Raw genomic sequence first — 18,906 nt, 5'->3', positions numbered from 1 at the left:
GGTCCGAGCCCGCGCGGCCCACCGGCCGCGCGGGCTCAGACCCGCCAGATCCAGGCGTCGGCCACCCGGGTCGAGGGCCCGTAGAGCGCCTCCAGGGTCAGCCGCAGGCTGTCCGCGTGCGCGGTGGCGACCGCCAGCACCACGCAGGAGGCACCCCAGTGCCGCACGTCCTCGGCGGCCCGGCGGCGCTGGTTCTCGCCGACCACCGGGCGTAGGCCGCTCCGGCTCACCTCGGCGAGCAGCGCGGCCGTGGGCCGTGGGGCCACCCCCATCGCGGCGCTGCCGCCCCGGCCGTGCGGGCCGATGAAGAAGCCCTCCGGCATGCCGAACGCGGCGTCGGCCGCCGTCGACCATCGCATCGGCCAGGGGTCCTTCGGCGTCGCCAGCGGCACCGGCACCAACACGCCGCCCGGTTCGACGCAGGTCCGCCAGTGCCCGGCGGTGACGAACTCGGGCACCGGCGTGCGCGCGGCGGTGGGCAGCGGCGTCGGGACCAGTGGCAGGAGCACCACACCGGCCGTCACCAGCGCCATCCGTCGGGCGCGCCGCCCCGCGCGCAGCGCCCGGTCCAGCGCGACCACCAGGATCGTCGCCGCCAGCGGCGGCACCGCCAGGGCGAAACGCATCGGCAGCGCACCGTCCACCACCGGCAGCCCGGCCAGCAGCGCGTACGGCCCGGGTAGGCCGGTGCTCTCGCCCGCGTGGACCACCTCCGGGCCGAGCGAGAGCGTGCCCATCACCAGGATGCCGGCGAGGCAGGCCAGCACCAGCGGGCGACGCCGCAGCCGGAGCGCACACCCGGCGGTGACCACCAGCAGGGGCCAGCCCAGGAAGGTGTTGTACTCCGCCGGCCCGGTGGTCAGCTCGGCCGAGCGTTCGTCACCGAGCAGGGTCAGCGGCGAGACCGCCCACCAGCTCCGCAGGTCGGCCGAGAAGTAGTGCGGGCTGAACATGCCGTCGGCGACGCCGAGCGGCCCGGCGAACTGGAGCCACAGCGGGCGGGCGAGCACCAGCAGGGCCAGGCCGGTGGCGAGCGCCATCCCGCCGACGAAGGCGGGCAGCGCGCGGCGGGTCAGGTCCCGGTCCACGGCGGCCACGGTCGCCGCCATCACCAGCAGGGTGACGGTGGCGAGGAAGAGCACCTCCTCGCCGACGAACACCTGGACGCAGACCACGGCGGCGAGTCCCACGGCGGAGGTCACCAGCCGCCGCCGGTCCGGCCCGGCGCGCCCGGTGCTGTCGGCGGCCCGGAGCAGGCGCACCACCAGCCAGACCACGACCGGCAGCAGCCACTGGGCGGTCATGTGCAGGTGGCTGTTGGTCTGCGAGACCATCCCGGGGCCGAAGCCGCACAGCGCGCCGCCCAGGACGGCCGCCAGGCGGTGGACGCGCAGCACCCGGGCGAACAGCAGGTACCAGGCGGTCGCGGTGGCGGCCAGGTTGCCGGCGGCGAGCAGGGCGAAGGTGACCGGCGCGCCGAACGCCAGGGTGACCGGCGCGAACAGCAGGCCGAGGGCGATGACCGAGGTGTTGGCCATCAGGTTCACCCCGTCCGGGGCGTTTAGTCGGTCGGTGTGCAGCCCGAAGTCGCCCAGCAGGGCCCGCGCGTCCACGGTCAGGAACCACTCGTAGAGGACCTGGTCCTCGGGGTTGAGGGCGAGCACCCGGCCCGTCGGGTCGGGCCAGAGCCCGTGCGTCAGCCATCCCGCCAGCACCACGAACACCAGCCCCACCAGCAGGTCGGCCCGGTGCCGCGTGACGGCCGCCACCAGGCGGGTCCGGCGTGGCAGGCGTACCCGATCGGTGGTGCGGATCGCCCGCTCGGACACGCCGTTCTCGCGTGCGGTGGGTGCGGCGCTGCTCACGGCCTCGACCCTAGTGCGGGTGCTCCGCGCGGGACGCCGCAGCGAGCGGGAAACCGCTACCGTGGCACTGCACCACGCGTGTCTTCGCGTCGGGGTCACCCGCCCGGGTGGTGGAACGGCAGACACGGCCGCCTTAAAAGCGGCTGCCGCAAGGCGTGCGGGTTCGACCCCCGCCCCGGGCACTCTCAGGGTTCCCTCAGCATTCCGATCGACATGCCGCCGCTCCGGACGTTTACTCTTGTAGCGCGCGTTGACGTGCCACGACCCCCTTAGGGAGGCCAGAGAGTGAAGACTTCGAACCCGGTGCTCGCCCGGCTCGGTCAGGCGGCCGAGCGGGAGCGTGCCGCCGGGTACGCCCCGACCGGGCCGTACGGACAGCCCGGATACCCCCAGCAGCAGTACCCGCCGCAGGCCGGTTACCCCGGTGCGCCGGGTTACCCGTCCGCGCCGCCGGCGGTCACCCCCATGTCGATCGACGACGTGGTGGTCAAGACCGTCATGCTCCTGGCCATCGTCGGTGTGACCGGCGCGGCGGCCTGGGTGATGGTGCCCGACGCGCTGCTCGGCGTCGCCTGGATCGGTGCCGCCGTCGTGGGCCTCGTGCTCGGCATGATCATTTCGTTCTCCAAGATGGCGAACCCGGCTCTGGTCGTCGCGTACGCGGTGGTCCAGGGTGTGCTCGTCGGCGCGGTGAGCAAGTTCTTCGAGTCGCTGTACGACGGCATCGTGATCCAGGCGGTGACCGCCACCTTCGGTGTCTTCTTCGTGATGACCATGCTCTACCGGGCGAAGGTCATCCGGGCGACGCCGAAGTTCGTCAAGGGCATGGTCGCCGTGATGGCGGGTCTCTTCGCCGTCATGCTGATCAACCTGGTGCTGGCGATGTTCGGTGTGAACACCGGTCTGCGTGACGGCAGCCCGCTGGCCATCGGGTTCAGCATCGTCTGCATCGTGGTCGCCTCGCTGAGCTTCATCCTCAGCTTCAAGGAGGTCGAGGACGGCGTCCGGATGGGCCTGCCGCAGCGCTACTCCTGGGTCGCCGCCTTCGGCATCCTGGTCAGCCTGATCTGGCTCTACATCGAGATGCTGCGCCTGCTGAGCTACTTCCAAGGCGACGACTGACCATCGCCGCCCAGCGACCGACCGGCGCCCGCCCCACCCGGGGCGGGCGCCGTCGTTCGTCGCCACCCCCGTCGCCCGGGCCGCAGCCGTCGGCGGCCGCCATGATCGCCGGCTCCGGGCCGGTGCGTACAGTGCGGGGATGGGTGATTCGCCGGGGCGGGACGAGGTGGGCCGAGGCGTGGAACTGCTGGTGCGGCAGGTGGGGCACTGGCAGCACGCCCGCTGGGCGGCCGCCGCCTCCCGAGGCAACGTGTCGCGGGCGGACCTGGTGCACCGGTTGGTGCAGGAGATCGCCAACCTGGCCGCCGACGCGGAGGGGCAGCCCCGGCGCAGCGTGCCCCGGCTCGACAACGACCTCGTCCTGCCCGACCAGCTCCGGGTGGTCGCCGCCGACCTGCTGGCCGCCGGCCCGCCCGAGGAGACGCTGACGCGGGCCGCGACCGAGGTGGCCGCGACCCGCACCGCGCTCTAGGGCCTGTGTCAGTTCAGGCGTTCGAGGACCATCGCCATGCCCTGCCCGCCGCCGACGCACATGGTCTCCAGGCCGATGGTCTTGTCGTGCCACTGCAACGCGTTCAGCAGCGTGCCGGTGATCCGGGCACCGGTCATCCCGAAGGGGTGACCGACCGCGATCGCGCCGCCGGCCACGTTCAGCTTCTCCTCGGGAATGCCGAGCTGCCGGTACGACGGGATCACCTGAGCCGCGAACGCCTCGTTGATCTCCACCAGGTCGACGTCGTCGATGGTCATGCCGGCCCGCGCCAGCGCCTGCCGGCTGGCCTCGACCGGACCGAGCCCCATGATCTCCGGCGAGAGCGCGGTGACGCCGGTCGAGACGATCCGGGCCAGCGGGGTGACCCCCAGCTCCTCGGCCCGCTGGGCGCTCATCACGACCACGGCGGCAGCGCCGTCGTTGAGCGGGCAGCAATTGCCGGCGGTGATCCGCCCGTCCGGCCGGAACACCGGCTTGAGCGCGGAGACCGCCTCCAGCGTCACCCCGGCACGCGGACCGTCGTCGGCGGAGACCACGGTGCCCTCCGGCGTGGTGACCGGGGTGATCTCGCGAGCCCAGAAGCCGTCGGCGATCGCCTTCTCCGCCAGGTTCTGGCTGCGGACGCCGAAGGCGTCCATGTCGGCGCGGCTGACGTCGTGCACCTGGGCCAGGTTCTCGGCGGTCTGCCCCATGGCCAGGTAGACGTCGGGCAGCGCGCCCTGCTCACGGGGGTCGGTCCAGACCGGGCTGCCGGCCTCCGTACGGCTCTTGGAGCGGTCCCGCGCCTCGGCGAACCGGGGGTTCTCCCAGCGTCCCAGCAGGGCCTGCGCCTCCGGGGGCAGGACGTCGGAGTTGCCCCGGGCGTAGCGGGAGACGGTCTCGACACCGGCGGAGACGAAGACGTCGCCCTCACCGGCCCGGATCGCGTGCATCGCCATCCGGGTGGTCTGTAGGGACGAGGCGCAGTAGCGGGTGGTCGTGGCGCCGGGGAGGCCGTCGAGGCCCATCAGCACGGCCACCACCCGGGCCATGTTGAAGCCCTGCTCGCCGCCGGGCAGACCGCACCCCAGATAGAGGTCGTCGATCTCGCGCGGGTCGAGTTGGGGGATCTTGTCCAGGGCGGCCTGCACGATGGTGGCGGCGAGGTCGTCCGGCCGGACATCACGGAGGGAACCCTTGTGGGCCCGGCCGATGGGGGAGCGGGCGGTGGCGACGATCACGGCGTCGCGGGACGACTCAATCGGCATGGGCACACGCTAACTCGGTGGTAACTTGCAGCGGAAGTTTTCCGCAGTCGGGAAATGTCACCCCGCCGGGGCGGCCGATCGACCCAGGTCAGCGGCGAGGCGTCACCGCCGCTGCGGCGACCACGGCCGGCAGCAGTGCGTGCGCCCAGACCCGGTAGCCGTCCGCCGAGGGGTGGTAGCCGTCGTGGCAGAACGTGCCCGCGTCGGCCCGGAACACCGGACCGGTCTCGGTGGCCAGGTCGACGACCGTGCCACCGGCGTCCAGGACCGCGCCGGTCTGCGCCCGCGCCACCCAGCGCCCCACCAGGCCGACGACCTGACGCAGGGGAGGGGCGATCGCGCGTACCGCGCCCAGGTCCGGGCAGGTGCCGACGACGACCTCCACGCCCGCCTGGCGCAGCCGGTGCACGGCCGCCCCGAGGTAGGCGGCGGCGTCGGCCGGGCGGCGCATGCCGGTCACGTCGTTCGCGCCGACCAGGATGACCGCGACGTCCGGCCGCTCGCCGAGCAGCGCGCGGGCCACCTGAGTGGCCAGGTCGGTCGAGCGGGAACCGGAGACGCCGACGCTGGACAGGTGCACCTGCCGCCCGGCGGGCCCCTCGGCGAGCAACTCGGCCAGTTGACCGCCGATGGTGTCGCCCAGCCGGTCGACCCCGACGCCGAGCGCCGAGGAGTCGCCGAGCAGCACCAGCCGCAGCACCGGCGCGTCGCTGCGGCCGACCGTGGCCCGCAACGCGAGCCCCAGCTCCGGCTGGGCGTACCGGCGGTTGCGCGCCGCCACGGCCTGTCCGGCCAGGACGGCGGCACCACCGAGCGTGCTGGCGAGCAGGGAGACGGCGGCGGTGCGGGCGACCCGGGCACCGGGAGAGAGCCCGGTCATCGTGTCGCTCCCAGGCGCGTACCGGCACACCGTGACCCGTGCTGCGGCCTGATCCGCTCAGTCATCTGAGTCCCTCCACTGCGGGTGAGTCGATCGCGGAGGCCGGCTGTGGCGTCGCGCCGCCTCCGAAGAAGCCCCGGCGGCGAAGCTGTGCCCACCGACCGGCCGGCCCGCTCTCCCTGCCGCGGACCTGCGTGCCGCTGACCTCCGTCCCCGGGTGCTGGGCCGCTTCCTGAGCAGCCTTCGGCAATGACCGTACGCCTTCCGGGCGTGTGCGCGAAGGCCCGCGTTCGGGGCCCTGCGAGAGCGCGGAGACCACCGTGGGCAACAGGGCCGCGGCGGCGGCCGCGTAACCCTCGGCGGACGGGTGGAACCGGTCCCAGGCGAACATCCGCCCCGGCTCGGCGTCGAACCGGGGACCGAGCAGGTCACCGAGGGAGACCGTCCAGCCGCCCGCCGACACGACCGCGACGGTCTGGGCGGCGGCGAGCTGCCGACTCCACCGACGGGCCAGCCAGCGCAGCGGCGGCTGGATCGGCCGGATCGCCCCCAGGTCGGGACAGGTGCCGACGACCACCTCGGCCCCGGCCGCCCGCAACGCGCGAACCCCCTCGGCGAGATGGCGGATGGCCAGGGCGGGCGGCGTCCGGTTGGTCACGTCGTTGGCGCCGATCAGGATCACCGCCACGTCGGGATCGCAGTCCAGGGCTGCCTCGACCTGGAAGCGCAGACCCGCCGAGATGGCGCCGACCACGGCGAAGCGGTGCAGCCGGACCGGCCGTCGCAGCCGCCGGGACAGGCCGGTCGCCAGCAGCGCACCGGGCGTCTCGCGGCGGCGGTGCACGCCGAAGCCGGCGGCCGAGGAGTCACCGAGCACGACCACGGTGATCGGCGTACCCGGGAACTTCGCACCGTAGACCCCGTCGCAGCGCGGCGGTGGCGCCTCGGCCATCGGGATGGTCCGCCGGGCCTGCCGGGCCTGGCCGAACAACACTCCGGTGGTGGCCGCCGCGGCGGCGACCGAGGCACCGATGCCGATGGCCGCGAGGCGGGCCACCCGCCGCGCGCGCTGCCAGCGCGGACGCTCCGAGACGACGGAATCAACCACCCCCATGAGGCGACACTAGCGCGCGGGTACGACGGCTCGCTGTCGTCGAGCACTCTGCACGGATGCCTGGAAAACGACCGATCTGGGTACTTGGCGCTGCGGCGTCGTGTGACGGATCGTGGAGGTTGCGCCGGGTCGTCACGCTGCACGGTGGAGAGGAGCACGACGATGGCTAAGACGTTGAAACGGGGTGCGGCGTTCGTCGCCCTGGCCCGGGCGCTGACGGCCGGTGCGCGGGGCGGCCCGTCGATCGGCGCACGGGTCGGGGCGCTGCCCCGGATGATCGGGGCCACCGCCCGCGGACAGTACGACGGCGGCCTGCGGTTGGCCATGATGACGGCGGCCACGGCCTACATCGTCTCGCCGATCGACGCCGTACCGGAGATGTTCCTGACGGTGTTCGGGCTGATCGACGACGCGGTGATGGTGACCTGGTTGGCCGGCGCGGTGCTGGCCGAGACCGAGCGTTTCCTGGAGTGGGAGGCGCGGGGCGGCTCCGTGGTCCCGGGGCACGTGGTGCCCTGACCCGACGTACCCTGGGCGCGGGAATCACGCGATCACCCGCCCGGCCTCCGGCGCCGGCGCCGGAGGAAAGGGCACAACGAGGTGCAGTACTACGACAACGTCGTCGAGATGATCGGCAACACCCCGCTGGTACGTCTGCGTACCGTCGCCGAGGGCATCCAGGCGACCGTGCTGGCGAAGGTGGAGTACCTCAACCCCGGCGGCTCGGTCAAGGACCGGATCGCGGTGCGGATGGTCGAGGACGCCGAGGCCGCCGGCATCCTCCGGCCCGGTGGCACCATCGTCGAGCCGACCAGCGGCAACACCGGTGTCGGGCTGGCCCTGGTGGCGCAGCTCAAGGGCTACCGGTGCGTGTTCGTCTGCCCCGACAAGGTCAGCCAGGACAAGCAGGACGTGCTGCGGGCGTACGGCGCCGAGGTGGTCGTCTGCCCGACCGCCGTCGCGCCCGAGGACCCCCGCTCGTACTACAACGTCTCCGACCGGCTGGCCCGGGAGATCCCCGGCGCCTGGAAGCCCAACCAGTACGCCAACCCGGCCAACCCCCGCTCGCACTACGAGACCACCGGGCCGGAGCTGTGGAAGCAGACCGAGGGCCGGATCACGCACTTCGTCGCGGGCGTCGGCACCGGAGGCACCATCTCCGGCATCGGGCGCTACCTGAAGGAGGCGTCCGGCGGCAAGGTCAAGGTCATCGGCGCGGACCCGGAGGGCTCGGTCTACTCCGGCGGCACCGGCCGGCCGTACCTGGTCGAAGGGGTCGGTGAGGACTTCTGGCCGGAGACCTACGACCGGGACGTGGCCGACGAGATCATCGAGGTGTCGGACAAGCAGTCCTTCGAGATGACCCGGCGGCTGGCCCGCGAGGAGGGGCTGCTGGTCGGCGGCTCCTGCGGGATGGCGGCGGTGGCGGCGCTGGAGGTGGCCCGCGCCGCCGGACCGGACGACGTGGTCGTGGTGCTGCTGCCCGACGGTGGCCGGGGCTACCTGTCCAAGATCTTCAACGACGCCTGGATGGCCCGCTACGGCTTCCTGGACAACTCCGGCTCGGAGCCGACGGTGGCGCAGGCGCTGGCCGCCAAGCCCGGTCAGCTCCCCGAGCTGGTCCACGTGCACCCCACCGAGACGGTCCGCGACGCGGTCGACTACATGCGCGAGTACGGCGTCTCGCAGCTCCCGGTGCTCAAGGCCGAGCCGCCGGTGGTGACCGGCGAGGTGGCCGGCTCGATCGCCGAGAAGGACCTGCTGGACGCGCTCTTCACCGGCCAGGCCCAACTGCACGACACGATCGAGCGGCACATGGGGCCGGCGCTGCCGATGATCGGTGGTGGCCAGCCGGTCAGCGAGGCGGTGAACCTGCTGGAGAAGTCCGACGCCGCGCTGGTGCTGATCGACGGTAAGCCCAAGGGCGTCCTCACCCGCCAGGACCTGCTCGCCCACCTCGGCGCCCGCTGAGGTGTAAGGAAGGGCACCTTGTTAACGCCTCGTGCATAGCAGGGGTCCCCTGCTAACGCGCAGAGTTGCCCGCTGGACGTCGGACAACAACCCGGCGTCTGACTCCACCGTTGTCTGGCGGTCCGCCGACGCACAGCAGTTGCACAAGCGGGCCAAAGCGGACGCTTACCTCTCGTTTCTATCGTCGCTGCCAGGGCAACGATCGGGAGGAACAGATGGGGTACGACCACCATGAGGGGCAACGGGTCAGTCGGCGGCGCATCATCGCCGGGATCGGGTCGGTCGGGCTGGCCGGCCTGCTGGCAGCCTGCGGCCGGGGCGGCGGCACCGTCACCACCTCGACCGGTGAGACCGTGGCCCCACAGGCGACCACCGCGAACGATCTCACCGCGTTGTTCGACGGCGCGAACACCTGCACGCTGACGGCGAGCGCCACCCAAGGGCCGTACTACTTCGACGCCGACAAGATCCGCAGCGACATCCGGGAGGACCGCGAGGGCGTACGGCTCCGACTGGCCATCCGGGTGCAAGACAGCGAGCGGTGTGGGCCGCTGCCGAATGCGCTGGTGGAGATCTGGCACTGCGACGCGGCCGGTCTCTACTCGGGTGCGGAGGCCCAGTCCTCGGGCGCGAACGGCGCCTCCGGCGGCGGCACCCCGCCCGATGGTGGCCCCGGGGGCACCCCGCCGAGTGGCACACCCGGGGGTGGAGGTCCTGGTGTCAGCCCTCCCGGGGGCGACTCCGGTGGCGGGGACATGGCCGATCTGAACCCGACCGACGACCAGCGGTACCTGCGCGGGGCGCAGGTCACCAACGCCGACGGTATAGTCGAGTTCGTTACGATCTGGCCCGGCTGGTACCGGGGTCGTACCGTCCACATCCACGCGATGGTGCACGTCGACAACTCGCGGGTGCTGACCACCCAGGTGATGTTCGACGAGATGCTGAACAGTGAGGTCTACGCCAGCCAGCCGTACGCGGCACACACCGGGCGGGACACTTTCAACGACGACGACTCCATCTATGCCGACAGCATGCGGATGACGGTCAGCCAGGACGGTGACGGTTACCTCGGAGTCATCAACTTCGGAGTCGACGCCGACCAGGACGGCGCGTGATCCGGTGTCGTGGAGCTGTGAGATCGACTGTTAGCAGGGACCCCTGCTATGCACGAGGCGTTAATAAGGTGCCCTTCCTTACACCTTAGAGAAGCCGGGTGTAGCGCAGTTGGGGGGTCTGCGTCGTGCCGATCAGCTCGACGCGTTCGACTCCGGTGGGGGACCAGCCGCCACGCTCGTAGAAGCGACGGGCCGGCTCGTTCTCGCGTAGCACCCAGAGCGCCGCACGGCGCCAGCCCCGCGTACGCATGCCGGCCAGGGCGTCGACCATCAGCTCCCGGCCGACGCCCCGGCCGCGCTCGGCGGGAGCCAGGTGGATCGCGCACAGGAGCCCGGTGTCCGGGTCGTCCTCGTCGTCCGGGCCGGAGTAGCTGAATCCGGCGACGGTGTCGCCCCGCATGGCCAGGATCATCCGGTGACTGTCGCGTTCCCAGATCCATCGTTCGGCCCAGTACGCACCCATGGCCTCCGGAGTGGGGTCGGCCAGCGCCTCAGGCGGCAGGAACGACGAGTACGCGGCGACGCGTGAACGCTGGTGCAGGGCGCCCACCGCCATCAGGTCGTCGACGGTTGCGGTACGCAGCGTGACAGTCACTCAGCCGAGGGTACCCGGCGGGGTGGCACCTGAACCGTGGTCAGATCCTCGGCGATCACCAGGTCCCCGTCGAAGTGTCGGCGCGCCTCCTCGGCGAAGCGGAGCGGGTCGCCGTAGCGCTGGGAGAAGTGGGTCAGCACGAGTCGGCGTACCCCCGACTCGGCCGCCACCCGCGCGGCCTGGCCGGCGGTGAGGTGCCCGACCTCGGCGGCGAGTGCCGCCTCCGACTCCAGGAACGTCGACTCGATCACCAGCAGGTCGGCCTGGTCGGCCAGCGCGTACACCCCGTCGCAGAGGCCGGTGTCCATCACGAAGGCGAACCGCTGCCCGGGGCGGGGCACGCTCACCTCCTCCCGGGTGACGCGACGCCCGTCCCGGTCGAGGTGGCCGACGCGCTGCAACTCGCCGACCGCCGGCCCGTCGACGCCGTACGCGGCCAGCTTCTCCGGCAGCATCCGGCAGCCGTCCGGCTCCACCAGCCGATACCCGTACGTGTCGACGGGGTGCCGCAGTCGGCGGGCCTCCAGCGTGCCGCAGCGCAGCGCGATGCGCTGCCCGTCCGCCTCGATCGGCGTGACGGCCAGCTCGGCGGTCTCGTGGAAGGAGCTGGCGTGCCGCAGTCGGGCGAAGTATTCGGCGCCCTCGGCGGGGAAGTGCACCGCCACCGGCCGCGAGACCCGGTCCAGGGAGAGGCGCTGGATGGTGCCGGGCAGGCCGAGGCAGTGGTCGCCGTGGAAGTGGGTGACGCAGATCCGGGTCAGGTCGGTGGCGGTGACCGTGGTGTGCAGCAGTTGCCGCTGGCTGCCCTCGCCCGGGTCGAAGAGGATCACCTCGTCGTCCCAGCGGAGCACGTACCCGTTGTGGTTGCGGGCCCGGGTCGGTGCCTGACTGGCCGTCCCCAGCACCACCAGCTCGCGCATCGACACGGCGACCTCCAGGGAGGGGACCCGGACAAAGGGCGACCCCCGGGGTTTCCGCGCGGACGCGGACCGACTGGACTGAGTCGGCACCCCGGGGGTCGGGTGGCTTGTCGTGGATTCGCCGCACCGCTGCCACACGGTCTCGACGCTTGTCACTGCCCGCCTGCGGAACAGACGGTCACTGTCGAGGACAGCGGCTAGCGGACAGCCACCTCACGAGTCCGATTGCTATACAAGTCTGGACCACCTCCTTTCACGTGTACCGCCACGTTATCCAGCGGCGGCCGCACCGGCAACGGATTTCGATCACATCTGTCGGGACGGCCCGTGCCGGACGTCCCGGTCAGTCCTGGGCGATGCCGATCGGGCCCTTGCGGGGGCCGTCCGCGCTGGCCGGCTGCACCGCCAGCGACGGGAAGTCGGCCAGGTCACCCTCCGGCTCGGCGTCCCACTCGGGGAACACCAGGTCGCTCTGGAGATAGAGGCAGAGCAACTGGGCCAGGTGGTGCAGCCCGTCCAGGTGGGTGCGCTCGTGCCCGTGGGTGGCGTCGACACCGAAGCCGAGCAGGGCCACCCGCGCGTGGGCGCCTGCCTCGACCGCCGCCGCCACGTCCGAGCGGTAGTAGTCGAAGACGTCGCGGACCAGGTCGACGTCGTGTTCACGGGCGATCGCCGCGAGGTTGCGGGTCAGGTGGTAGTCGAACGGCCCCACCCCGTCGCCCATCGCCAGGGTGGCGGCGTTCTCCCGGGACTGCTGCCCGGGGGCGACCACGGCCGCGTCCACCGAGACGATCTCGGCCACGTCCGGGTCGAGCCCGTGCGACGCGCCGTGGCCGATCTCCTCGGTCACGGTGACCAGCAGGTGCGCGGTGACGGCGGGCTTCACCCCCGCGTCGACCATCGCCTTCATCGCCGCCAGCACCGCCGCCACGCCGGCCTTGTCGTCCAGGTGCCGGGACTTCACGTAGCCGCTGGGCGTGACGGTCGGGTTGGGCAGGAACGCCACGAAGTCCCCCGCGTCGATGCCGAGCGCCCGCAGCCCGGCGATGTCCTCCACCGGCTCGTCGATGCGTACCTCGACCTGATCCCAGCCGATGCCCTGCTCGTCCACCGCCTCGTTGTAGCGGTGCCCGCTGGCCTTGAGCGGCAGCACCTGACCGGTGACCACCCGGTCCAGGTCGTCGGTGAAGACCCGGACGTGCGCGCCCTCGGCGAACCGGGCGCTGTGTGTACCGATCGGGTTCAGCTCCAGCCGACCGTTCTCCTTGAGCCGCTTGACCATCCCGCCGATCGTGTCGGTGTGTACCACGATCGCCCGGTCCGCCCCGGTTTCCCGGGGACCGGGCAGGCAGGCGCTGAGCGCGCCCCGGCGAGTCAGCGTCGACGGGATGCCGAGCGCCGACAGGCGCTCGCCGACGTACTGCTGCACGTGGTCGGTGCGCCCCGACGGGCTCGGGATGTCCAACAGCTCGACCATCACCTGACGCAGATAGTCGAGGTCGATGGGGAGCGGAGTGGTCTTGCGTACGGTCATGCCCCAGATGGTGCCGCACCGGCCGGGGTCCACAGCCGTTGCGGTGCCCGAGTCCCGGGGAAAAGCAGGTCCACGAAGCGTTCGGCGGTCGGCTGGGGCTCGTGGTTGGCCAGCCCCGGCCGCTCGTTGGCCTCGATGAAGACGTGTTCCGGCCGGTCCGGGGCGGGTACCAGCAGGTCGAGCCCGGTGACCGGGATGTCCAGCGCCCGACTGGCCGCCACGCACGCCTCCGCGATCATCGGGTGCAGCTCCCCGGTGACGTCGTGGATGGTGCCCCCGGTGTGCAGGTTCGCGGTCCGGCGTACGGCCAGCACCTGACCCTCGGGCAGGACGTCGGTGAGCGCGTACCCGGCCTCGGCGACCACGTCCCGGGTCATCTCGTCGAGCGGGATGCGGGACTCACCACCCGTGGCGGCGGCCCGACGCCGGCTCTGCCGCGCGATCAGCTCGGTGATGTCGTGCACGCCGTCGCCGGTGATCGAGGCGGGTCGGCGTACGGCGGCGGCTACCACCTCGTGGTCGATCATCACGACGCGCAGGTCCTCGCCGGTGCACAGCTCCTCCAGCAGCACCTCGGGACAGAACCGGGCGGCCAGTTCGACGGCGGCGGCCAGCGCCTCGTCGGTGCGTACGCCGACGGTGATGCCGTTGCCCTGTTCGCCACGGGCCGGCTTGACCACCAGGTGACCCACCTCGGACAGGAACTCGGCGTCGGCGGCGTCACCGGTGGCGGTCCGGCCCCGCGGCACCGACAGGCCGGCCTCGGTCAGGATGCGACGGGTGACCCGCTTGTCGTCGCAGCGGCTCATGGCCACCGCCGAGGTCAGCTCGGAGAGCGACTCCCGGGTGAGGATGGTCCGGCCGCCACTGGTCAGCCGCAGCTCACCCCAGGCCGCGTCGGTCACCTCCACCCGGATGCCCCGGCGCATCGCCTCGTCGGCGACGATCTTCGCGTACGGGTTCAGCTCGTCGTAACCGGCCGGCATGGCCGGCAGGAACAGCCGCTCGTTGATCGGGTTCTTCCGCTTCACACAGAGCGTGGCGGTGCGATAGAAGCCGAGCCGCTCATAGAGCCGGATCGCCCCGGCGTTCTCGGCGAGCACCGAGAGGTCGACGTACGCGCGCCCCCGGGCCACCAGCCGGGTGGCCAGCTCGGTGATCAGCGCCTGGCCGGTGCCGGGCGGCGCCTGGTTGAAGTCGACCGTGAGGCACCAGAGGCTGGCCCCGTTGTCCGGGTCGTCGAAGACCGCCACGTGGTCGACGCCGGTGATGGTGCCGACGATCTCACCGGTCGCCGCCTCCGCCACCAGGTGCAGGAACCGGTCCGTGGCGGCGTTGTCGACCAGGATGTCCACCGGGGCGGTGACCATGCCGTTGGCCGCGTAGATCCGGTTGACCGCGTCCGCGTCGGCCGCGTCGCGCAGCCGGCGGATGCGTACCCCGGGCAGCTCGCCACGCCCGTTCACGGCGGCCGGGGTGTCGGCGTTACCGGCCTCCTCGCTCGTCCCGTCGGCCCGACGCGGACCCGACCGGGTCCCGCCCAGCGGCAGCCGGAAGGTCAGCGACGGGTCGATGAACAGCTCGTCGGGCAGCCGGGAGACCAGCACGTGCGGGTCCCGCAGATAGATGCAGATGTCCCGGGCGCCGGCCGCCTCGGAGCGCAGCACGTCGGCGACGGCGGCCTGGTCGGCGAAGGTCTGGCCGAAGACCAGCCGTCCCCACCCGCAGTCGAGGATGACGCCCTCGTCGCCGCCGGCACGGTCGTCGTCGGTGGCGTCGCCGGTGTTCGCGGCGATCGGATCACCGCCCGGCCCGACCCGCTCGTACCGTCGTCCCGCGCCTCGACCTCGGTCGGTCCGGGCCACCCCGGTCGCCAGGGTGTCGGTCACGGTCAGTCGATTCCGTGGCTCTGGAGCCACATTTCCAGGAGTCCGAGTTGCCACAGCTTGTTTCCGTTCAACGGGGTCAGTTCGGCGTTGGGCGCGTCGAGCAGGGCGTTGACGTAATCGGTGCGGAACAGGTCGCGGCGGCGGGCCTCGGGCGCGGAGAGCGCGTCCCGTACCCGGTCGAGGAGCTTGCCCTCCAGGTGGGTGAGGCCCGGGACCGGGAAGTAGCCCTTCGGCCGGTCGATGACCTCGTGTGGCAGCACCCGACGGCCGATCTCCTTGAGCACCCCCTTGCCGCCCTGAGCCAACTTCAGCTCCGGCGGGCAGGCGGCGGCCAGTTCGACGAACTCGTGATCCAGGAAGGGCACCCGGGCCTCCAGCCCGTGCGCCATGGTCATGTTGTCGACCCGCTTGACCGGGTCGTCGGTGAGCATGATCTGCGTGTCGAGGCGCAGGCCGGCGTCGACGGCGGTCTGCGCGCCGGCCCGTGCCAGGTGCGCGGCGACGAACTCCCGCGCCGGGTCGGCGTCGGTGAGCCACTCCCGGTTGAGCACCCGGGCCAGGCCGCTCGCGTCGCGGTCGAAGAAGGCCCGGGCGTACGTGTCGAGAGCCTGCTCGCGACCGACCTCCGCCAGCGGCGGGTACCAGTGGTAGCCGCCCAGGATCTCGTCGGCGCCCTGGCCGGACTGGACCACCTTGACGTGCCGGGAGACCTCCTGGCTGAGCAGGTAGAACGCGACACAGTCGTGGCTGACCATCGGCTCGCTCATGGCCGCGACGGCGGCCTCCAGCGGCGGCACCAGGTCCTGGGCGGCGATCCGGAGCTGGTGGTGGTCGGTGTCGAAGGTCTTGGCGACCACGTCGGAGTAGCGGAACTCGTCGCCCTCCCGGCCACCGACCGCGTCGAAGCCGATCGAGAAGGTGGAGAGGCCGCGCTGCCCCTCACCGGCCAGCAGGGCCACCACCAGGCTGGAGTCCAGGCCGCCGGAGAGCAGTACGCCCACCGGCACGTCGGCGACCATGCGACGCCGTACGGCGGTGGTCAGCGACTCCAGCAGCGCGTCCTGCCAGTCCTTCTCCGACCAGCCGGAGTGCTCGTCCCGGCGCAGGAAGGACGGGTCCCAGTAGACGCGCTCGTGGGTGGCGCCGTCGGGCTCGTAGACCCGGACGGTGGCCGGGGGCAGCTTGGTGACGCCGCGCAGGATGGTGCGCGGCGGCGGCACGATGCTGTGGAAGCTGAGGTAGTGGGCGAGCGCCACCGGGTCGATGGTGGTGTCCACGCCGCCACCCGCGACCAGGGCGGGTAGGGTGCTGGCGAAGCGGACCACGCCGGGCGACTCGGCGAGGTAGAGCGGCTTGATGCCGAGCCGGTCCCGGGCCAGCACCAGGCGGCCGGTGTCCCGTTCGGTGATCGCCACGGCGAACATGCCGATCAGGTGGTCGACGAAGTCGAGCCCCCACTCGGCGTACGCCTTGATGACCACCTCGCTGTCGCCGCTGGAGAAGAAGTGGTGGCCCTTGGCCGCCAGTTCGGCGCGCAGCTCGCGGTAGTTGTAGATGCAGCCGTTGAAGACGCCGGTCAGGCCGGCGGCCGAGTCGACGATGGGTTGGCCGCTGGCGGCCGACAAGTCGATGATCTTCAGACGGCGATGGCCGAGGGCGACCGGCCCCTGAGCCCACACACCGCCACCGTCGGGCCCCCGGTCGCACATCGTGGCGGCCATTCGCTCCACCGTCCCGACGTCGGCACGCGACGCGTCCCGTCGGAACTCCCCAGCCAGTCCGCACATGCGAGCCAATGCTGCCAGACGTTGTTGCGATTCGCCTGTTGAGACCATGACGGTCGTGTAACAGCATTGCTAGAATCCGCGCCCGCACGATCAGCCGGACGACATCTGCCGATGAGAGCGGGCAGAAGATGCCCGACTGCGGATATCTGTCCGACTTGCCCCGGCTGCCGGTCTGTGACGAGCGCCGCAATTTGGATCATCGCGCCCGGTGCGTACCGGCCCGCCCATCGGGCGAGCCGGTCGCTGGAGGGTCAGCCGGTGGTGCGCGCCACGCCGACCGGGCAACTCAGCCCGTTCGGGCCGTGGTTGCAGTAGCCGTTCGGGTTCTTGGTGGGTGCCAGATACTGCTGGTGATAGTCCTCGGCCAGGTAGTAGTCGCCGAGGCGGCTGATCTCCGTGGTGATCTCGCCCTTGCCCGCGCGGGCCACGATCGGCGCGAACGCCTCCCGGGACGCCTCGGCGGTGGCGAACTGCTCGTCGGTGGTGGTGTAGATCGTCGAGCGGTACTGCGTACCGACGTCGTTGCCCTGGCGCATGCCCTGGGTCGGGTCGTGGTTCTCCCAGAAGACCTTGAGCAGGTCCTCGTAGCTGATCGTCGCGGGGTCGTAGACGACCTGGACCACCTCGGCGTGCCCCGTCCCGCCGGAGCAGACCTCCTCGTAGGTCGGATTCGGGGTGTAGCCACCCGCATATCCGACGGAGGTGGTGTAGACGCCCGGGAGGGTCCAGAACAACCGCTCGGCACCCCAGAAACACCCCATGCCGAACACGGCGACCTGCGAGCCCTCGGGGAACGGCCCCTTGAGCGGGGTCCCGAGCACCTCGTGCCGGTCGGCGACCGGCATCGCGATCGGGCGGCCGGGCAGGGCTCGGTCCGGGGAGATCATTTCGGCCTTCATGCTGCGGAGGAACACGGTGGAACTCCTTTCGTACCTTCCCCGCGTGCAACACCGGCGGACCCCACTTCCTTACCCGCCCCGCGCGCGCTCAGGCGCTGTCCGGCACGGCGTCCCGCACACGCTCGGCGTACGCGGTCGCCTCGGCGTCGTCGGCGTAGCGGGTACGCGGCCAGAAGAAGCCGCGCAGGCCGTCGCCCTTGGTCCGGGGCACCACGTGGGTGTGCAGGTGGGGTACCGACTGGGACACCTTGTTGTTCATCGCCACGAACGTGCCGCCCGCGCCCAGACCGCTCTCCACCGCGACGGTGAGCCGTCGGACCAGCCCGAAATAGCCGGCGAGTGACTCCGGCGGCAGGTCGGCGAGGGTGACCAGGTGGGTGCGGGGCACCACGAGCACGTGTCCCTTGAACACCGGACGGGTGTCCAGGAACGCCACACCGTCGGCGCTGTCGACCACCCGGAACGCCGGCACCTCGCCCGCCACGATCCCGCAGAACACACATCCCGCCATCGGCTCAGATTATGGCCGTACCCACGTGTCCCGCTCGGCGCGTTGATTCGACTTGCTAAGAAGTCTGAAAAAGTTCAGAATTTAGGCATGGCTACTACCACCGAGGTGCAGTGGAGTGAGCTGCAACGCGACCCCAAGAGCGTGGCGGCCCTCGCGGACTCGGGCGACGTCCGGGTCCGCCGCCGCGACGGTGCCGCATTGCTGCTCACTCGGGAGGACCGGGTGATCGCTGCGGGGGAGGGAGCGATCGCGGCGGCCCGCACCCTCCGCAATGCCCTGGTGTACCTTCCCGTCGATGTGGCTGCCACCGTGCTCGCGGAGGAATTCCCCTGGTTGCGGTTGCTCCCGGACGTCGATCTACCGGAGTTCATCTCGGACTTCACGACGGCGGCCAGGATCTCGGCCGACCTGGGGCAATGGTCGGTGCTGACGCAGACTCTTCGTGAGTGGAAGGCGACCGCAGCCGTCTACACCGATCCGGCGCTGGTGCGCGAACTGACCCAGCCGTTGTCCGACGATCACGGCCCGGTGCCCGGCCCTTCGGAGGAGTGAGGGTGCCGGCCAAGCGAGGGGACCGCGTTGCGCCGCCCGGCCGGCCGGGCGGATGGGAGGCGAGGTTTGCCTCGTCCGAGGCGGCCAAGGGCTGGGACCACCTGTGTCAGACCGCCCGGTCGAACACCTGGGAGGCGTGGGTCGTCCTCACCGAGCGGCCCGTCGATCCGGAGAATCCCGCCCGTCAGCACCGGCTTCGCGGCGGGCTGTCGCATCGCGAGGTCGGAGGGAAGACGCTGGTGCAGTGGCAGTACGAGGTGACGGCAGGCGGTCGGATCTGGTACTGCCCGGATCCCGACCGCCGGATCGTGTGGATCGTGGCGGCGGGACCGGGACATCCCAAATCCACCGAGTGACCGGCCCACGATCGGGTTCCATGGGCTGGGACGCGGGGGAGGACTAACGTCTG

The 18,906-nt window shown here is 71.8% G+C and carries 18 protein-coding genes and 1 tRNA gene; 8 read left to right on the top strand and 11 right to left on the bottom strand.

What is annotated here, in order from left to right:
- Positions 1–35: 35 nt before the first annotated feature.
- Complete coding sequence (locus ACWDVW_RS20355) at positions 36–1,865, bottom strand: hypothetical protein (protein WP_449951133.1); 1,830 nt, start codon at positions 1,863–1,865, stop codon at positions 36–38.
- Between the two features lie 101 nt (positions 1,866–1,966).
- On the opposite strand from ACWDVW_RS20355, the gene ACWDVW_RS20350 reads away from it, so the two are divergent.
- The 3 genes from ACWDVW_RS20350 to ACWDVW_RS20340 all read left to right on the top strand — a co-directional run bounded on the left by ACWDVW_RS20350 (position 1,967) and on the right by ACWDVW_RS20340 (position 3,459).
- Positions 1,967–2,047, top strand: a tRNA-Leu gene (locus tag ACWDVW_RS20350).
- 103 nt (positions 2,048–2,150) lie between these two features.
- The gene (locus ACWDVW_RS20345; RefSeq protein WP_350695676.1) at positions 2,151–2,987 is read left to right on the top strand and encodes a Bax inhibitor-1/YccA family protein; all 837 of its coding nucleotides are present in this window, start codon (positions 2,151–2,153) and stop codon (positions 2,985–2,987) included.
- Between the two features lie 139 nt (positions 2,988–3,126).
- Complete coding sequence (locus tag ACWDVW_RS20340) at positions 3,127–3,459, top strand: hypothetical protein (protein ID WP_449951129.1); 333 nt, start codon at positions 3,127–3,129, stop codon at positions 3,457–3,459.
- 8 nt (positions 3,460–3,467) lie between these two features.
- Here the strand turns inward: ACWDVW_RS20340 and ACWDVW_RS20335 are convergent, their stop codons facing one another.
- From ACWDVW_RS20335 to ACWDVW_RS20325, 3 genes are all read right to left on the bottom strand, one after another.
- Positions 3,468–4,727, bottom strand: a complete 1,260-nt coding sequence (locus ACWDVW_RS20335; RefSeq protein WP_449951125.1) for an acetyl-CoA C-acetyltransferase — start codon at positions 4,725–4,727, stop codon at positions 3,468–3,470.
- An 88-nt stretch (positions 4,728–4,815) separates the two neighbouring features.
- Positions 4,816–5,607 carry an SGNH/GDSL hydrolase family protein gene (locus tag ACWDVW_RS20330; protein WP_396740577.1) on the bottom strand — a complete coding sequence of 264 codons (792 nt, stop codon included), beginning with the start codon at positions 5,605–5,607 and terminating at the stop codon, positions 4,816–4,818.
- A 61-nt stretch (positions 5,608–5,668) separates the two neighbouring features.
- On the bottom strand, positions 5,669–6,721 hold the full coding sequence (locus tag ACWDVW_RS20325; protein ID WP_449951122.1) for an SGNH/GDSL hydrolase family protein: 1,053 nt from the start codon (positions 6,719–6,721) through the stop codon (positions 5,669–5,671).
- A 162-nt stretch (positions 6,722–6,883) separates the two neighbouring features.
- On the opposite strand from ACWDVW_RS20325, the gene ACWDVW_RS20320 reads away from it, so the two are divergent.
- From ACWDVW_RS20320 to ACWDVW_RS20310, 3 genes are all read left to right on the top strand, one after another.
- Positions 6,884–7,240: a YkvA family protein gene (locus tag ACWDVW_RS20320; RefSeq protein WP_449951119.1), complete on the top strand. Its 357-nt coding sequence runs from the start codon at positions 6,884–6,886 to the stop codon at positions 7,238–7,240.
- 81 nt (positions 7,241–7,321) lie between these two features.
- Positions 7,322–8,692 (top strand): cystathionine beta-synthase, encoded by a 1,371-nt coding sequence (locus ACWDVW_RS20315; RefSeq protein WP_350695667.1) that lies wholly within the window; start codon positions 7,322–7,324, stop codon positions 8,690–8,692.
- A gap of 215 nt (positions 8,693–8,907) precedes the next feature.
- Positions 8,908–9,810, top strand: coding sequence for an intradiol ring-cleavage dioxygenase (locus ACWDVW_RS20310; protein WP_449951116.1), 903 nt, complete (start codon positions 8,908–8,910; stop codon positions 9,808–9,810).
- A gap of 85 nt (positions 9,811–9,895) precedes the next feature.
- Here ACWDVW_RS20310 and ACWDVW_RS20305 read toward each other — a convergent pair whose 3' ends face one another.
- The 7 genes from ACWDVW_RS20305 to ACWDVW_RS20275 all read right to left on the bottom strand — a co-directional run bounded on the left by ACWDVW_RS20305 (position 9,896) and on the right by ACWDVW_RS20275 (position 17,945).
- Positions 9,896–10,405 carry an N-acetyltransferase family protein gene (locus tag ACWDVW_RS20305; protein ID WP_449951113.1) on the bottom strand — a complete coding sequence of 170 codons (510 nt, stop codon included), beginning with the start codon at positions 10,403–10,405 and terminating at the stop codon, positions 9,896–9,898.
- Positions 10,402–11,331 carry a ribonuclease Z gene (locus tag ACWDVW_RS20300; protein ID WP_449951110.1) on the bottom strand — a complete coding sequence of 310 codons (930 nt, stop codon included), beginning with the start codon at positions 11,329–11,331 and terminating at the stop codon, positions 10,402–10,404. The genes ACWDVW_RS20305 and ACWDVW_RS20300 overlap by 4 nt, the downstream gene beginning before the upstream one ends.
- 337 nt (positions 11,332–11,668) lie before the next feature.
- The gene (locus ACWDVW_RS20295) at positions 11,669–12,859 is read right to left on the bottom strand and encodes an osmoprotectant NAGGN system M42 family peptidase (RefSeq protein ID WP_131053544.1); all 1,191 of its coding nucleotides are present in this window, start codon (positions 12,857–12,859) and stop codon (positions 11,669–11,671) included.
- Positions 12,856–14,748 (bottom strand): N-acetylglutaminylglutamine synthetase, encoded by a 1,893-nt coding sequence (ngg, locus tag ACWDVW_RS20290; protein WP_449951108.1) that lies wholly within the window; start codon positions 14,746–14,748, stop codon positions 12,856–12,858. The genes ACWDVW_RS20295 and ngg overlap by 4 nt, the downstream gene beginning before the upstream one ends.
- Before the next feature lie 2 nt (positions 14,749–14,750).
- Entirely contained in the window at positions 14,751–16,535 is a 1,785-nt protein-coding gene (locus ACWDVW_RS20285; protein WP_350695656.1) for an N-acetylglutaminylglutamine amidotransferase, read from the bottom strand.
- A 251-nt stretch (positions 16,536–16,786) separates the two neighbouring features.
- The gene (gene msrA / locus ACWDVW_RS20280) at positions 16,787–17,449 is read right to left on the bottom strand and encodes a peptide-methionine (S)-S-oxide reductase MsrA (protein ID WP_449951105.1); all 663 of its coding nucleotides are present in this window, start codon (positions 17,447–17,449) and stop codon (positions 16,787–16,789) included.
- Positions 17,450–17,522: 73 nt separating this feature from the next.
- Positions 17,523–17,945, bottom strand: a complete 423-nt coding sequence (locus tag ACWDVW_RS20275) for an HIT family protein (RefSeq protein WP_449951102.1) — start codon at positions 17,943–17,945, stop codon at positions 17,523–17,525.
- Between the two features lie 87 nt (positions 17,946–18,032).
- Here ACWDVW_RS20275 and ACWDVW_RS20270 point away from each other — a divergent pair, with 87 nt between their 5' ends.
- Positions 18,033–18,497 (top strand): hypothetical protein, encoded by a 465-nt coding sequence (locus ACWDVW_RS20270; RefSeq protein WP_449951099.1) that lies wholly within the window; start codon positions 18,033–18,035, stop codon positions 18,495–18,497.
- Positions 18,498–18,499: 2 nt separating this feature from the next.
- The gene (locus tag ACWDVW_RS20265) at positions 18,500–18,853 is read left to right on the top strand and encodes a hypothetical protein (RefSeq protein ID WP_396740559.1); all 354 of its coding nucleotides are present in this window, start codon (positions 18,500–18,502) and stop codon (positions 18,851–18,853) included.
- Positions 18,854–18,906 lie beyond the last annotated feature (53 nt).

The sequence above is a fragment of the Micromonospora sp. NPDC003241 genome (assembly GCF_053589795.1).
This window is presented reverse-complemented; position numbering and strand designations above follow the sequence as displayed.

Bases quoted from the DNA above. Each gene is read 5' to 3' on its own strand.
- ACWDVW_RS20335 (WP_449951125.1), bottom strand. From the start codon at position 4,727: ATGCCGATTGAGTCGTCCCGCGACGCCGTGATCGTCGCCACCGCCCGC.
- ACWDVW_RS20275 (WP_449951102.1), bottom strand. From the start codon at position 17,945: ATGGCGGGATGTGTGTTCTGCGGGATCGTGGCGGGCGAGGTGCCGGCG.
- ACWDVW_RS20310 (WP_449951116.1), top strand. From the start codon at position 8,908: ATGGGGTACGACCACCATGAGGGGCAACGGGTCAGTCGGCGGCGCATC.
- ACWDVW_RS20325 (WP_449951122.1), bottom strand. From the start codon at position 6,721: ATGGGGGTGGTTGATTCCGTCGTCTCGGAGCGTCCGCGCTGGCAGCGC.
- ACWDVW_RS20285 (WP_350695656.1), bottom strand. From the start codon at position 16,535: ATGTGCGGACTGGCTGGGGAGTTCCGACGGGACGCGTCGCGTGCCGAC.
- ACWDVW_RS20295 (WP_131053544.1), bottom strand. From the start codon at position 12,859: ATGACCGTACGCAAGACCACTCCGCTCCCCATCGACCTCGACTATCTG.
- ACWDVW_RS20330 (WP_396740577.1), bottom strand. From the start codon at position 5,607: ATGACCGGGCTCTCTCCCGGTGCCCGGGTCGCCCGCACCGCCGCCGTC.
- ACWDVW_RS20320 (WP_449951119.1), top strand. From the start codon at position 6,884: ATGGCTAAGACGTTGAAACGGGGTGCGGCGTTCGTCGCCCTGGCCCGG.
- ACWDVW_RS20270 (WP_449951099.1), top strand. From the start codon at position 18,033: ATGGCTACTACCACCGAGGTGCAGTGGAGTGAGCTGCAACGCGACCCC.
- ACWDVW_RS20340 (WP_449951129.1), top strand. From the start codon at position 3,127: ATGGGTGATTCGCCGGGGCGGGACGAGGTGGGCCGAGGCGTGGAACTG.